The organism is Paramylibacter kogurei (genome assembly GCF_002742285.1).
GTDB classification, from domain to species: Bacteria; Pseudomonadota; Alphaproteobacteria; order Rhodobacterales; family Rhodobacteraceae; genus Amylibacter; species Amylibacter kogurei.
In genome coordinates this window covers 45,840-60,582 of record NZ_MDGM01000002.1, presented here as the reverse complement: position 1 = coordinate 60,582, position 14,743 = coordinate 45,840, and the positions used below count along the sequence as shown (strand labels likewise).

The following is a 14,743-nucleotide window of genomic DNA, read 5'->3' as shown; positions in this document are numbered from 1 at the left end:
GACGGCGTCCAACAAATCCCAAACCACCAAGTGCTGTTAGCAATAACAGACCCGCAGCAGGAACCGGAACCGGTGATGGCTGTTGGCCTTCGGTCACAGTAATGGTTGAACCGCTGGTGCCAGATGTTGTGTTATAAAACGCCCAGAAAAATGTTTCTTCCAGATTAACCGTCAATGTATCACCATTTGCAAAGCTCAACACAGGGTCGTCGACAAATGTTACGGTTGCGTGCACATGGCTATTTTCACGCGCAACGATGCGAACACGTCCACGTGTTCCACCTGTAACGGATTCACCAGTGTCTGATTCATATGTCAGATCAATCGCAACGCGGAAAACGGCAACCTCTGGTGTTGCATCGGCGGCTGCCGTTGCTGTCCAATCGATCAAAACCGTTGGGATCGTGTCGGCGCTGGTGCGGCCAACGATTGGAATATCGCCCACAAATTCAGCACTAACTGTGCAATCACAGGCGTTGCGGCGTTCGTCGAACGTAATGCTCGAAGAGCTTGCATCAAATGTATAGGTTGTTGCGAAAGCGGTGCCAGCAATACCAGCCAAAGAAAGCGCTGTTGCGGCTATAAAGTTACGGATAATCATAATACCCCCGAAAAAATTTAATAAAATATTCCCTTCAAACTAGCAGATTCTCGCCGATGTTCAAGGAAAAATGGCAAAAATGTGCCGAAATGAGCCTTTTCGACCTGAGGTTGTCCTTGGTCGGAAGTGTAATTCGTGAAATCCCATCGAAAACAAATTCAAAAACTTGGGATTGAGAGTAGGGTGTTTGAATGGTGGCTTTGCGGATATTGCTGTCATTTATGATTGCTTCGGCAAGGTCTGTTTTCCTTTGGATTTCTTCAATTTCCAGCCATATTACGCAGCGACATCGAGGCATTTATTGTGCATTTGACGAACGCTTTCGTGTTTCCCACCAGGAGTGCATTTCCTTGAAAGCGGGCATAAGCCCGACGCCGTCTTCGGTGGCGCTGTATTCAACTTTTGGAGGCACTTCGGCATAGACCACTCTTTGGACAAGACCATCGCATTCCAGATCCCGTAGTTGTTTTGTCAGCATCGTCTGCGTGATTTCAGGGATTGCTTTTCGAAGTTCCCCAAATCTCTTTGTCCCATCAAAGATGAGTATTTGCAGTATCGACAGTTTCCATTTCCCACCGATCATCGCAAAGACAAGTGGTGCGGGGCAAAGGTTCGAACTGGTATCGTCTTGCAATTAAAACTCCAATAGTATCGTTTTTATACTAAGTAACAAAATACTGCCTACTTTTCAAACTGAATGTCTTAAGTATGTTTAGATCAAACCACCTATATGGAGCTTGTCTTGATTGAACTGTCAAAAAACTATGAAGAATCCATCCAAGTGTCTGCATCTCAGGAGGCCTGTTTCCAAGCTGTCGCGACACAGATGGATAAGTGGTGGACCCAATCCACTGAAGGAGGCCTCAACGGGGTTGGTGACATAGTGATTGTGCGATTCCCGCCCGACTATGGGTTTTGGATGTTTGAGGTCACATCTTTCAAAAGTCCCAACCGCATCGAGATGATTTGCACTGACGCGCACCACAAAGTCGAAGGACAACCGAAGGAGATTGATCAAGAGTGGCTTGGAACAACCATCATTTGGGAATTCAAAACGGTTGGAAACAAAACCGAGATCAAAATGATACATGACGGACTAACGCCGGCGCTGAATTGTTGGGGGATTTGCCTTGATGGCTGGAACCACTTTTTCAAAAATAGTTTGAAGTCGTTCTTGTGTGGCGAAGAGCCAAGCCCACATGTCTCAACTTAGCAGACAGTCAACCAAGGCGTATCATTAGCCCCCAAAACCCCGACACAATCAAAGCTGTCTTTAATAACAAAGACCAACACCCCTTTGGGCTGCAATTCCATATGGCGGCTAATTTAGATTATGTTAACCATATTGGGTGCGAATTTTCATTGCCCCGTATCGTCAATATTCCTATGGTTCGCGCAAAGCATATTATAAAGACATATTAAAGACGTATATTTTTTTAACCATTTGGCAAATCATGACAGTATGACATGGTGATGCGAATAGAACTTATTGACGAAAGCCAGAGATGCTGCGCTCAATTCTTTTGATTTTTTCGGGCAATGCCTTTGGCTCGGTGATGTTGCTGGTGCGCAATTTGTTGATTGCCCGCTTGATCAGCGTCGAAGATTATGGTGTGGCGGCAACGTTTGCGGTGACAATGGCCGTGATTGAAATGCTGACCACGATCGGGCTTCATCTGTTGGTGGTCCAAGCCGAAGACGGTGGCGATCCCGATGTTCAGGCCGGTTTGCAAGGGTTTCATTTACTGCGCAGCGTCCTGTCTGCTCTTGTTCTGTTTTTCAGCGCGGGATTTATCGCCAATTACCTAGAGGTGCCTGAAATCGCCTGGGCCTATCGCGTGTTGGCCTTGTTGCCGCTGATTTATGGATTTTATCATTTCGATGTCTATCGCATGCAGCGGCGGATGAATTATGTGCCAGAGATCCTGAGCCATACGTCATCTGCCTTTTTCGCCGTGATCGTGATTTTGCCACTCTATTATATGTTCGGCGATTTTCGCGTGATGCTGTTTTCGATTTTATTGCAGGATATTGTGATGGTGGCCGCGTCACATTATTTGGCCGAACGCCCCTATCGCATCACGCTGGACAAGGCTTTGATCAAACGCGCGTTGCTGTTTGGATGGCCTTTGTTGATTAACAATATCTTGATGATTGGGGTGTTTCACGGTGAAAAAATCATTGTGGTGGGCGAATTTGGGATTGCCAGTTTCGCGCTCATTGCATTGGGTTACACATTAACACAGGCCCCAACACAGTTATTATCGAAAACCGTGACTTCATTTTTTGTGCCCCAATTATCATCGCGCAAAAACCAAGACGATGAATTTTCCCATATGTCGATGGCGTTTTTTCAGTGCCAGTTTATTCTGGCCACCTGTTTTGTTTTGGGTGTTGTGGTTGTCGGGCCGTTTATGTTGGTGCTGTTATTTGGCGACAAATACGCAGAGCTGATCCCGCTGTTTATCTGGCTGGCGTTATTGCAAGGGATTGCGATGGTGAAAATTGCCAGCACGCAAATTTCCATTGCGCGTGCATTCACCGGCAACGGCATGTGGGCCAATGTGGTGCGCGTGATTGCCCTGCCCTTTGCGTGGTATTACGCAACCATTACGGGCGAAGTTGTTACCGTGTTATGGATCGGGATTATTGGCGAAATTCTGAGCATGATCACGTCGCTTTATCTTATGCATCGACAGGTTAAAATTTCGATGCGCCCGATTTGGGTGCCGATGGGATTGATGTTTTTTGCCATGGGTATGGCCATGGTTTTCGCGCTGCAACAAACCGATATATCGGATTATCACAATATTTTGTCACTGCCCGTACTGGCAATGGCGTGTATCATTGTGGCACTTGTTTTTGTGTCCAAAGATTTGCGCGGGTATTTGGCGGCGCGCAATATCGTAAGTTATCAGGAATAACGGATTGCACCGATGACAGATGTCATTTTTACACGCACACGCACCAAACCCGTGGAATTGCCACAGGGTGAAGACGCTGTCCGTTCAGGTAAAAAATGGCCTGCGCTGCCGGTTTTTCTGTATCTGTTATTCATCGCATTGCCATTCATGTTTGATCTTGGCTCGTTGTCGATGACGTTTTTGCGGCTGATCCTGATTGTGATGATCATCCCGTTGTATATTCGTTTAGCGCTTGGGAAATATGGTGCGATCAATTTGGTCGATGTGCTGTTTTTTCTCTATATAGTATGGGCGGGGGTTTGTTTGCAGATCAACAATCCCGATCGTGCGGTTGAATTTTTGGGATCCAATGCGCTGGATTTTCTGGGCGGGTATATGTTGACCCGCGCCTATATTCGCAACCGCGAAGATTATATTGCATTTCAACGCATGTTGATTGTGATCGTGGTGTGTACCGTGCCCTTTGCGATATTCGAGGCGATCACCGCCACCGCCCCGATTACCGAAATGATTAACAAAATCCCCGGATTCAAAAGCCACCCTGATTTTTGGAATATCATCAATGAAAAACGCATGGGGATCATGCGCACACAGGTGATATTTCAACACCCTATTCATTATGGGTTGTTCTGTTCCACGGTGTTTTCGCTGGCCTATGTGGGGACCAAAGGGATTTATTCCGACACAAAGCGGTTGTTAATTTGCTGTGCAATCGGGCTGGGTGTGGTTTTGGCGGTATCCAGTGCGCCCCTACTTGGGATTGCGTTTCAATGCGGTTTGATCGTTTGGGCGATGATTTTTCGCGATGTGCCGCGCAAATGGTTGATCCTGACCACATTGTTTGTGGTCTGTTATATTGTTGTTGATTTGTTATCGAACCGCACACCGATCAAAGTATTGATCAGCTATCTGACATTTTCCGCCCATTCGGGGTATTGGCGCGTGCTGATCTTTGAATGGGGTGTTGTGAATGTGATGGATAACCCGATTTTTGGGATTGGGCTGAATGATTGGGTGCGCCCGCCGTGGATGCATGACGATAGCGTTGATAATTTCTGGCTGCTGAATGCGATGCGCTATGGGTTTCCGGGGCTGATCTTGGTTTCTGTGCCGTATTTTTATGCCCTGTTTCGCGTTGGGCTGCGCAATTTTGATGGTGACGAGGAATTGTGGAACCTGCGCCGTGGTTGGGTCATCAGCTTTGCGGGAATGACATTTGCGCTTTGTACGGTGCATATCTGGGAAACGGTTTATTCGTTTACGTTCCTTTTATTTGGGGCGGGCATGTGGATGATGACGGCCAAACCAAAAGGAAGCGTTGATAAACCGTTGCGCGACACCAGCGAATACCACCGCACATCCGCGCAACAGGTTGAAACCCATCGCGCCGAATACGGATATTCGCGCCATAGCGGGAATAAAGCGCCCGATAAACCAGCCCATGATCGTGCCAGTGAAACGCCGTTTGCGCGCAAAAATCTGCAAAAAACCACCCGAAAACGCCGTTAGCGTATGATTCTTTATTTTTCACAACTGTGATATCCATCACTTTTTACTTGGAATAACTGTGATCTATTTGCAATTATTGGGGTAAGCGCGGTTTGCGAATGGGCGCGCAATTTCGCGCATTTGTGCCATTTATACCCTAAAAGCCAGTATTTTCAGATTATGCTAAGCAACTTGCCGCTTAGAATGTCATGCTTTGTTCGGGGTTTGTTCAAAACCGCGCACGCAAATATGGCGACTTGTAACCCCTTAAAATCATTGAATTAAATCAAAGTTACTTTAAGTCACTTTGATTGATTAATGCCAAAACCAACGGCGGATAAAGTATTTCTAAGAAGATTCATAAACACAATTTAGGCATTTTCTTGCCCCAACTAAATGCAGCCTTTGATTGAGGGGTGTTTCTGAAACAGTCCTTGTGTAGATAACTTTCGCAATAACACACGCAAATACACGCAACAACAAACAAGGTGCTTACGGGAATGGCTAGGATTGATGTTTCGAATGCGTCGCAGCTGAATGCGGCTTTATCTAGTGCGAATAGTGGTGATACGATTGTCCTCGCAGCGGGCAATTATGGTAACGTTAATATTAACAATCATAACTTTGGTTCAGGTGTCACAATCACCTCTGCCAGCAACAATAACCCCGCGAATTTTTCGGGCTTAACAATCAACAATGTTGACGGGCTTACGCTTGATAACGTGTTGTTGGATTACACATATTCAAGCGGGCATCAGCTTCATCAACAACCGTTTCGCATTACAAATAGTAGCAATGTCGAAATCGTTAATTCCGAAATCAGCGGCGACACAGCGCCTGGTTCGGGTGTTGGCACGGCCTATGGTTTGGTTGTGAATGATTCAGATAACATCACCGTAGAAGACACAGAAATTCACACATTCTTCCGTGGTGCGGTTTTTGAACGTGTTGATAATCTGAACGTGATCGAAAACGATGTGCACAGCATCCGTTCCGACGGTATGGATTACGCGCAAGTGACAAATGTTTTGATCGAAGGAAACTATTTCCACGATTTTGACGCGGAACAAAACACCGCCGATCACCGCGATATGATCCAATTCTGGACAACAAACACAACCGCACCCAGTGAAAATGTGATTATTCGTGGCAATAATTTCGATATTGGCGACGGGTCTTGGACAGAATCCATTTTCATCCATAACGAACGCGTCACCAATGAAGGTGCTGGTCAATCAATGTATTACCAGAACTTTTTGATCGAAAATAACACAATCTATAATGCGCATTATCACGGCATTACGGTTGGTGCGACGGATGGTTTGACCATCCGCAACAACACCGTATTACAAGCCGTGGGTGACCCAAATGCCACAGGCAACCCTGGGCGTGACCCGGGCGTGACCGTGCCACATATCCACCTGATTGATCGTCCAATAAACGTGACAATCACAGGCAACGTCACCAATGGTATTACGGCGGATTACGGATTGAACGGGCATAATGTATCGGGCAATGTGATCATTGATCCACGCAATTACGATGATTATTTCACCGCCGGTTCATTGAACGCTGGTTCCCCCCACAGCTTTGTTCCTATCACAGGAAGTGCGGTTGATGGCGTTGGCGCAACAGTCGAAGAACCTGTTGTTGATCCGGGCGAACCTGATGAAAACGGCAATTTGAACATCGAAGGCAATTCACGCGATAACGTTTTGACCGGTGATGTGGGTGCGGATCGCATTCGTGGCAATGACGGTGATGACATTTTATATGGTGGCGAAGGCCGCGATCGTCTGGATGGCGGTGATGGCGATGATATGCTGTACGCTGGTGCGAACACCGTGAATAACAGCGCGGAATATCTGCGTGGTCGTGATGGTGACGACACTTATATGATCACCAAAAGCGATAACCACACCACGATTTTGGATGAAACCGAAGACAGCGGATACGACCGCATCGTGTTTAGCGATTTCAATCTTGATGGTTTCAACGAAATCAGCGTCAACAGTGCAGAAAACATGGTTTTCGAGTTCACGAACGAGGCTGATGACAGCGCGAAAATCACAGTGCGCAATTTCAATAATATAGAAGAGCTGGTCTTTGCCGATGGCACTGTGTTGACCAACGGGAATACGTTGAATGACAACAATGGCGATAATTTCCTGTTCGGTACAAACGATGGTGATACGCTGCGCGGGCATAATGGCGATGATTTGCTGATTGGTGGCGATGGTCGCGATAACCTGCATGGTGGCAACGGGAACGATATTTTATCCGCGGGTGGTAACACCGACGGGCGCACAGGCAGCGAATATTTACGCGGCTTGGATGGTGATGACACATATATCATCACCCAAGACGATTTCCGCCCCTATATTTCTGGTGAATCAAGCGCCAATCGCGGTGGGCATGATGTGATCTTGTTCCAGGATTTCAATCTGGATGATATGACGCGGATCTGGATCGACAATAACAACCGTCTGCAATTCAATTTTGAAAACGCGCATGGCCAAGACGGGCGTTTAACCGTGACATCTTATAATAATATCGAAGAATTCATCTTCGAAGATGGTACAGTAATCACCAGCGTTCACGACTTTTTCTGATAACACATATGTGACGCGGCATTTACGGTGCTGCGTCACATAATCCATTAAAAACGCCTAGGTGTTTTCACCAGTTGGTGTATCCTGTGCACAGCTTCAACATTATTGAAGGTGTCACATGACCAATTTCAACGTTTCAAACCCAAATGAATTAAAATCTGCGCTCAGTGGCGCAAAATCTGGCGATACTATTGCGCTGTCTGGTGGCGATTATGGCGGGCTGTATTTAAATGGCGCGAAATTTTCACAACCGATCACCATAAAATCCGCCAATGTGAAATCCCCCGCAAAATTTTCCGAAATGGTGCTGGATGGTGTCAGCGGTATCAGCTTGCAAAGCCTGATTTTTGATTATGATCATTCATCGGGCGATGATTATTACATTCAACCTTTCACCGTGCGAAACAGCAAGAACGTATCGCTTTATAATAGCATCGTTGACGGTGATACCGACCCGCGCACAGGTGTTGGCACGGGGCACGGGCTTCAGCTGGAAAATAACGATGGGTTGGTGATTGCCAACAATCAGATATCCAAATTTTTCCGCGGAATGGTGACATTGAACAGCGATAACGTCACGGTCAAAGGCAACAATGTGCATGCGATCCGATCCGACGGTATGGATTTTGCACAGGTGCAAAATACGCTGATTACGCAAAACTATTTCCACGATTTCGCGGCAGAGCGAAACACAGACGATCACCGCGATATGATTCAGTTTTGGACAACCAACACCACAAAACCAAGTGCAAATGTCACCATCAAGGGCAACACATTTGACATCGGCAACGGTTCATGGACGCAAAGCCTGTTTATCTACAACGAACGGGTCAGCAATGATGGCGCGGGCGCGAACATGTTTTACAAGAATTTCGTGATCGAAGATAACGTGATTTATAACTATCACCTGCACGGCATTACGGTGGGGCCAACCAATGGTTTAACCATTCGCAACAACACGGTGTTACGCGCCAATGGCAACCCACGCGCCGAAGGCAACGCAGAACAACAAGGCGATGTGACCGTGCCGATTATCCTTGTTTACGATGGGTCAAAAAACGTGACGGTAACAGGAAACCTTGCCAATGATGTGCAAGGGTTCAAGGGGCAATCGGGTTGGCGATTTGATAATAACATCACCATTTCACCCAACGGTTATGGCAAATATTTCACGCAACAATCCCTGAAATCAGGTGCACCGCATAAATACACCCCCCTGCCCGGCAGCGGGATCAGCGGATATGGCGCGAAAAATTCCGGTGGTGGAGAAATGACCGATACGTTGGGTCTGCGCACATGGATTGTGCCCGATATGCCAGCAACAACCGCCACATGCACCCATGCGTTCACGCAAACACCCATAATGGATGCTTGCGTTGATTTACCGTTGTGATTTAGGCAAAATATTCATCCACCAGTTCACGAGTTGATCGAATATTTGTGCGGCTGGATGCGCCAAACACCATGGATTCAATGTTGGGAACCTGTGACAGCCATTCAATTGCTTCGCGCGGCGCAATCGCGCCTGATGCGTAAACCGACATGGCAATGGCGCGCAGTTTTTCGTTTTCAAGGATTTCCTTGTAACGATCAAAACCACCGCATGTGCGAAACCCGATTTTATTGATATTTGAACAAATAATCGGGTTTTCAATGCCCAGCCCATCCAGCGTTTCAAACAGCATCGGCATGTTCATGGTGATAAACCCTGGTTCCGCGTCATAGTTTTCCAAAACATGATCGTGAAAGATTTTAAACGCATCTTTCATTCCCATGCCCAGCAACAAATCAACGATGACATTCTGGAGGAAAATCACCGGCGTTTCTACGCCTTGGAACATTTTCATTTCTACATCGACCAAGATTTTGATGATGCCCTCGATATCCTTGGTCGCCAATGACATGCTGCCACGCAGTGCAGTTTTCAACAAACCATCATCGGGCATGAAATGCGTCAGCGCCCCCATCATCCCATGATCCGTCACCGCATTCGCGTATTTATGGGCATAGGGCATGCAGGGGAAAAATTTGAAATCGGGGTATTTATCGGGATTGGCGCGTACGTGATCACAAACCAGCGCGATGCGATCATGCGTGGTGCACATGAATGTTTTCACCCCTTCGTCATAGGCCGCATCCAACACCGAAATCACGTTTTCAATATTTTGAAACCGCATGGATTGCGCGCGTGCTTTTTCTTCGGACATGTGGTTGATGCCAAAAAACTGATTATCGCCGAACAGAAGTTTATCCATGTCTCTATCTCCCCAACCAGCTGCGTTTTTTCTTGGCCACCAGCGGTGCGGCGCGTTTTGTTGTTGGGGCGGATTGGTGATCGGTGATCATCATCGCCATTGTGCGATCAGTTTGCGTGGCGGATGCAAAATCATTCACAGGATTGCCACCATCGCCCACCACGGCCGATATAAAATCGTACATCTGTGCGGAATATTCTTCGCCGCGCAAATAAAACGCCACCTCTTGGGTTAAATCGGTGGTGTAGCGCACATTCCAACCCTGTTCGTATTCGGGCAATGCATCGGTGGTTTCGCGCAGATATGTTTGGCATTCTTGGCGATCGGCATTGATGCGCCCCTTGGTGCCCGTGATCGAAATCTTGGTGCTCATCTTGCGATAGGATTCATCGGACCAGTTCACCGAAACATGCGCGGATGTTCCATCATTCCATGTCAGCGTTGAATAAACCTCGTCATCCGTATCGGCAGAAAAAATCGGGGCAAGGATTGTGCCATCTGCGCGATCAGGTTCGCCAAAATACCAGTTCAACAAATTGATCGGATGTGCTGCGTAATCGTATAAACAGCCTCCACCCTCTGCCCGATCTGTGCGCCAAGTTTTACCCTTGGGTTTTAGGATCACAGGGCCATAAGCCTCTGCCAGAATATGGGTCACGGTGCCAATTGCGCCGCTGTCGATGATGCGTTTCATTTCCTGAAACGCACCCACATAGCGATAATGATAACCCACCTGTGTGATCAAACCCTTGTCCGCGGCCAATTTCGCCAATGCGGCGGATTCCGCTGGGTCCAGACAAAACGGTTTTTCGCAAAACACATGCAACCCTTTTTCAAGCGCTGCGCGCACCATTGGTGCATGCAATCGCGATGGGGTGGCGATGATGACGGCGGCTAAATCCTCTTTTTCCAACATCGTGTCGAATGATTTATACGCGGTACAGCCCGTGTATTTTTTGATCGTATCCAGCATATAGCCAGACGCATCACAAATAATGATTTCTGCGCGTGGATCAGCATTGGCAATCGAAAAATGCGATATGCCCATTTTGCCCAATCCGACGAGTCCGATTTTGGTCATTTCAAATCCTATTTTAAAATTGCATCGCGCAACCGATCCGTGAATGCGGAATCGGCGTATTGCGTGAATAATTCATTACCCTTTTCACCGTTGATCAGCGCATAATCCACCATTCCACCCAATTCGGCGTGATGATCGGCGATGAAAACACCGGGTTTTTTGCGCAGCCAATTTGCCGTTGCCACCTGATGATCGGTGGTATGTTCGCCCTTGGATTTAATCCTTGGGATCATCACAATCGGCACGCCAAAACGCCCCGCTGTAATCACCGAACCCATGCCCGCATGGGACACCACCAAATCGGCGGTTCGCACGGTTTCGCTAAATTCTGCTTGGCTATATTTGCGCACATATTCCATATGTTCGGGAATATAGCTGCCGGTGCCGATCTGGCATTTCACCTGTTGTTCGGGATGGTCTTTGGCCCATGCATCCATTGTTTGGATCAAACGATCAAACGGAAACATGGTGCCGATGGTGACAAATATCATAAAACCGCCCCCCAATAATGCGGGCCTTTTTCGTCATCTGCCAGATGTTCCCATTGGGTCAACCACACATCGGCCACGCGCCCCGCCTGTGATCCTGATGTGGACAGGCGTTCGGCATTGGCAATGGAATCGATCCAAATGGTTTTGCATCGGAAAAGCTTTTTCCCAAGCCCAAGCGCCATTAGTGCCGGCGCCGACCCCGTGGTGATAATCACATCTGGGCGTTCTTTCCACAGGATGCGCAACAGTTGCAAAATCACGCGAATGAATTGCAGCTTTTGTTTACGTGATGCTTCGCTGATGACGTAATAACGATGATCGGGCACATCGCTGGCCGATGTTGGATCAAGGCTTACGAAAAAGACATTGCTGTCGATATAGGCAGGGCGCAGTCGCAAGAGCTGAACCCAATGGCCACCCCCTGACGCAATCGCCATGACCTTTTTGTCGTGAAGTTTTTCCACAATAAAATCAATCTGTAAATTTTTTCAAAATGCTCGATCACAGCCTAGGACGATTCCCACCACCTGTCACCAGAAATTCGAAATTAAGTGATATTGGTCACTAAAATTTAAACTTTGTTTTCGCGGGTATCTGTGTTTTCAATGATTTGGGACTTGGGGATTACGCAATGCAACGATTAGCGCCACTTCAAACGATCACACATGGAAATGGAGTGCGGGCCTTGGTGTTTGATTTGGATGCGTATAAATCGGATGCGGCAATTTATGATGGCGCATTTGCGATGCTGGATAAAACCGAAACCGCGCGCGCCAATCGTTTTCATTTTGATCGCCACCGTGATCGGTTTGTTATTGGCCGTGCAATTCTGCGCCAACATATTGGTGCGATCACGGGTGATGCACCCCAATCCGTTGTTTTTGATTACGGTGAAAACGACAAACCCACCCTGCGCGGTGGGGGTGTTGAATTCAACCTCAGCCATTCAAAACATGCCGCCGTTTTGGCCATATCCGACACGGCGCCAATTGGGGTGGATGTTGAATTGTTGGATCGGCGCGTGAAACCAGCAGAGCTTGCGCGCAATGTATTCACGCAATCAGAATGTGATGTGCTGGATCAACTGGATGAATCCGCACAGCGCCAGTGTTTCTTTGATTTTTGGACAGCCAAAGAAGCGGCGATGAAATTAACGGGGCAAGGCATGTCCCTGCCCCCCAAATCAATTTCACTCTTGCTTGATAATCAACGCCCCACAGGGGCGCATTTGGCGCAAGGGGATGTTACATTTAACTATCTTGCAATTGATGCATTCGATTGCCAATGCTGTGTGGCACAGTTTGATTAACCGGTTTACGCTTGGTTGGACCAAACAGATAAAACAATACCAGCATCAAAATGAAATACACAATCGCATAGGCCCAATAGGTTGGAATCCCCCCCGATGTCGGTGACACAGGGAATACCAACAACATCGAGTTTAACATGAACTGTAACAACCAAACACAGATCCCGCTTTTGGTATGGGCATAAACAAATGCACACATCCCCGCCGCGGCCATCATGTTTAACGTTAACGCGCCCAATGGCAGCCCGGGAATGATCGAAATACCAATAAACACAATTGGGAACCACCAAAGCGACCAGAAAATACCAACGATCATTGCGGCATTAAAAATCGACATGTCTTTTTGCAATTGGCGCACGGCATAGCTGACCCAAACGATTTCGCCGATAAAGGCCCAGATCAATAACGTGAACCACATCCAGGCGCTGTTCATCACATCAAAGCTAATGGTAATTTCAGACAATCCGTTGCCGTTCAAAATGCCTTTGCCCAACAACACCAGACAGCACACAAATGCCGCCCAGCCCAGTGCAAAGACATACCACAATATGTTGACGCGCCAATTTAACATCGGGCGCAATAATTCCGTGATACCGCCAAATCCGCGCGTGATCATCACCAGAACAAACAACGCACCACCCAACAGGAAAAACCGCCCGTGACGATAAATGCTCATGGGATAGTTTTCTTCGCCACCCGCACTTTCAATGCCCGCGGCAACCCATTCAACAAAGGCCCAGTTTAAAATCGGAATGAGCAGTAAAAACACCCAAACTTCGTTTTTTCGAATAAATTGCATTTCTCTAATTCCACAACTTTTTGTTACTTTGATTTTATAAAATCTCGATAATAATAAACATAAGAATCAATCAAAAATGATGTGATTCATCACTGTATTACCAAATACTTACCGCTATTCTCATATCCTTCAAAACTATTTTTCCCGTTAATCATGGGAGGTCATCATGAATACGAAAGGGAAATTAAAACTCGCACTTGGCACTGCAACCGATTATGTCGCGCCACATTTTGTTGAAAACCACACCCATACCGCGCCCACTGGATGGCGGTTAAACGTGATCAAAGCCGTGTTATTTTCGCGCCTGCAACACACGATCCGTGCCCATGATACATCGGCCACCCAAGATGCACATTTTTCATTTTGGAACAATATCACCACCGCAGATTATTTTGACAAGGCCACCAATCGATTTGGGCTGTGGTTTTTGGGTGCGCATAAACCCATTGTTGATAAAATCCACCAATTGCACCACGCATTGCCGTTTAAACGCGTTGTTGAAATTGGATGCGGCGATGGGCAGGTTTTAAATTATTTTGCGCAAAACCTTGATGGTTTGGATGAATTGATCGGCATTGATATAAATGCCGCTGTTTTGGAACAAAATCGCCAAAAATATGCAGATATCGAAAAAATCAAATTTATCGCAGGCAATGCCGAAGATCATTATGATCTGGTCTCTCAGGACAACACATTGGTGTTTGTTTATGGCGGTGTCTTGGAATATTTTTCCCAAGATGCGGTGCAAACCCTGTTTCGCCAAATGCTCGCCCATAAAAATAGCGTGATTGCGTTTGTGGAACCCATCGCGGATGATCACAATCTGGCACAACAACCAAGGTCATATATTTTTGGTCCCGACGATTCATTTTCGCATAATCATGCATGGCTCGCCAAACAGGTTGGGCTTTCGGTTTTGTTCAACGAACAAACCCGCACCGATGATATTCGTTGGGTCATGTGTATTTGCGCGAACTGATGCAAAGGGGTTTACGGATGCCCAAACCCAAGGTTAAGATAATTGTAAGACTGTGCGAAATGTCACTGAATCCAACATTACGATGGGTCACTCTGTCAAAGTTGCACTAAATTTTTATATGCCTATTACCGCCTTTATAACCTCGGCTATTTTGCCAAATTATATCACTGTTTGAATACCACGCCTTTTCTGGCCTATGAGCGA

General features: G+C 47.0%; 14 protein-coding genes. 7 read left to right on the top strand and 7 right to left on the bottom strand.

Annotated features, from left to right (window positions below; all coding sequences use genetic code 11):
• Both BFP76_RS00720 and BFP76_RS00710 read right to left on the bottom strand, forming a co-directional pair.
• A partial coding sequence (locus tag BFP76_RS00720; RefSeq protein ID WP_114365313.1) for a VPLPA-CTERM sorting domain-containing protein occupies positions 1-601 on the bottom strand: 601 nt, incomplete at its 3' end.
• 298 nt (positions 602-899) lie between these two features.
• Complete coding sequence (locus BFP76_RS00710) at positions 900-1,235, bottom strand: winged helix-turn-helix transcriptional regulator (RefSeq protein WP_276307897.1); 336 nt, start codon at positions 1,233-1,235, stop codon at positions 900-902.
• Between the two features lie 108 nt (positions 1,236-1,343).
• On the opposite strand from BFP76_RS00710, the gene BFP76_RS00705 reads away from it, so the two are divergent.
• The 5 genes from BFP76_RS00705 to BFP76_RS00685 all read left to right on the top strand — a co-directional run bounded on the left by BFP76_RS00705 (position 1,344) and on the right by BFP76_RS00685 (position 9,018).
• Positions 1,344-1,814 (top strand): SRPBCC family protein, encoded by a 471-nt coding sequence (locus BFP76_RS00705; RefSeq protein WP_133117359.1) that lies wholly within the window; start codon positions 1,344-1,346, stop codon positions 1,812-1,814.
• Positions 1,815-2,106: 292 nt separating this feature from the next.
• A complete protein-coding gene (locus BFP76_RS00700) occupies positions 2,107-3,525 on the top strand; it encodes an oligosaccharide flippase family protein (RefSeq protein ID WP_099591259.1) in 1,419 nt (472 codons plus the stop codon).
• Positions 3,526-3,537: 12 nt separating this feature from the next.
• Positions 3,538-5,034 (top strand): O-antigen ligase family protein, encoded by a 1,497-nt coding sequence (locus tag BFP76_RS00695; protein WP_099591258.1) that lies wholly within the window; start codon positions 3,538-3,540, stop codon positions 5,032-5,034.
• Between the two features lie 479 nt (positions 5,035-5,513).
• Positions 5,514-7,625: a right-handed parallel beta-helix repeat-containing protein gene (locus BFP76_RS00690; protein ID WP_099591257.1), complete on the top strand. Its 2,112-nt coding sequence runs from the start codon at positions 5,514-5,516 to the stop codon at positions 7,623-7,625.
• 118 nt (positions 7,626-7,743) lie between these two features.
• Complete coding sequence (locus BFP76_RS00685; RefSeq protein WP_099591256.1) at positions 7,744-9,018, top strand: right-handed parallel beta-helix repeat-containing protein; 1,275 nt, start codon at positions 7,744-7,746, stop codon at positions 9,016-9,018.
• 1 nt (position 9,019) lies between these two features.
• Here the strand turns inward: BFP76_RS00685 and BFP76_RS00680 are convergent, their stop codons facing one another.
• From BFP76_RS00680 to BFP76_RS00665, 4 genes are read right to left on the bottom strand one after another with little or no spacing between them, the layout of a single operon-like run.
• Positions 9,020-9,880, bottom strand: coding sequence for a hypothetical protein (locus BFP76_RS00680; RefSeq protein ID WP_099591255.1), 861 nt, complete (start codon positions 9,878-9,880; stop codon positions 9,020-9,022).
• Positions 9,881-9,884: 4 nt separating this feature from the next.
• Positions 9,885-10,961, bottom strand: a complete 1,077-nt coding sequence (locus BFP76_RS00675) for a Gfo/Idh/MocA family protein (RefSeq protein WP_099591254.1) — start codon at positions 10,959-10,961, stop codon at positions 9,885-9,887.
• Between the two features lie 8 nt (positions 10,962-10,969).
• Complete coding sequence (locus tag BFP76_RS00670; protein WP_099591253.1) at positions 10,970-11,452, bottom strand: glycosyltransferase; 483 nt, start codon at positions 11,450-11,452, stop codon at positions 10,970-10,972.
• Positions 11,449-11,916, bottom strand: coding sequence for a glycosyltransferase family protein (locus BFP76_RS00665; RefSeq protein ID WP_205661330.1), 468 nt, complete (start codon positions 11,914-11,916; stop codon positions 11,449-11,451). The genes BFP76_RS00670 and BFP76_RS00665 overlap by 4 nt, the downstream gene beginning before the upstream one ends.
• Before the next feature lie 167 nt (positions 11,917-12,083).
• On the opposite strand from BFP76_RS00665, the gene BFP76_RS00660 reads away from it, so the two are divergent.
• Complete coding sequence (locus BFP76_RS00660; RefSeq protein WP_099591251.1) at positions 12,084-12,761, top strand: 4'-phosphopantetheinyl transferase family protein; 678 nt, start codon at positions 12,084-12,086, stop codon at positions 12,759-12,761.
• Here the strand turns inward: BFP76_RS00660 and BFP76_RS00655 are convergent.
• Positions 12,703-13,560, bottom strand: coding sequence for a hypothetical protein (locus BFP76_RS00655; RefSeq protein ID WP_099591250.1), 858 nt, complete (start codon positions 13,558-13,560; stop codon positions 12,703-12,705). The two genes, BFP76_RS00660 and BFP76_RS00655, sit on opposite strands and share 59 nt — an antisense overlap.
• A gap of 166 nt (positions 13,561-13,726) precedes the next feature.
• On the opposite strand from BFP76_RS00655, the gene BFP76_RS00650 reads away from it, so the two are divergent.
• Positions 13,727-14,539: a class I SAM-dependent methyltransferase gene (locus BFP76_RS00650; RefSeq protein WP_099591249.1), complete on the top strand. Its 813-nt coding sequence runs from the start codon at positions 13,727-13,729 to the stop codon at positions 14,537-14,539.
• Positions 14,540-14,743: the final 204 nt, after the last annotated feature.

Coding starts and splice junctions, on each gene's coding strand:
- BFP76_RS00700 (WP_099591259.1), top strand. CDS start 2,107: ATGCTGCGCTCAATTCTTTTGATTTTTTCGGGCAATGCCTTTGGCTCG.
- BFP76_RS00695 (WP_099591258.1), top strand. CDS start 3,538: ATGACAGATGTCATTTTTACACGCACACGCACCAAACCCGTGGAATTG.
- BFP76_RS00690 (WP_099591257.1), top strand. CDS start 5,514: ATGGCTAGGATTGATGTTTCGAATGCGTCGCAGCTGAATGCGGCTTTA.
- BFP76_RS00685 (WP_099591256.1), top strand. CDS start 7,744: ATGACCAATTTCAACGTTTCAAACCCAAATGAATTAAAATCTGCGCTC.
- BFP76_RS00680 (WP_099591255.1), bottom strand. CDS start 9,880: ATGGATAAACTTCTGTTCGGCGATAATCAGTTTTTTGGCATCAACCAC.
- BFP76_RS00675 (WP_099591254.1), bottom strand. CDS start 10,961: ATGACCAAAATCGGACTCGTCGGATTGGGCAAAATGGGCATATCGCAT.
- BFP76_RS00670 (WP_099591253.1), bottom strand. CDS start 11,452: ATGATATTTGTCACCATCGGCACCATGTTTCCGTTTGATCGTTTGATC.
- BFP76_RS00660 (WP_099591251.1), top strand. CDS start 12,084: ATGCAACGATTAGCGCCACTTCAAACGATCACACATGGAAATGGAGTG.
- BFP76_RS00655 (WP_099591250.1), bottom strand. CDS start 13,560: ATGCAATTTATTCGAAAAAACGAAGTTTGGGTGTTTTTACTGCTCATT.
- BFP76_RS00650 (WP_099591249.1), top strand. CDS start 13,727: ATGAATACGAAAGGGAAATTAAAACTCGCACTTGGCACTGCAACCGAT.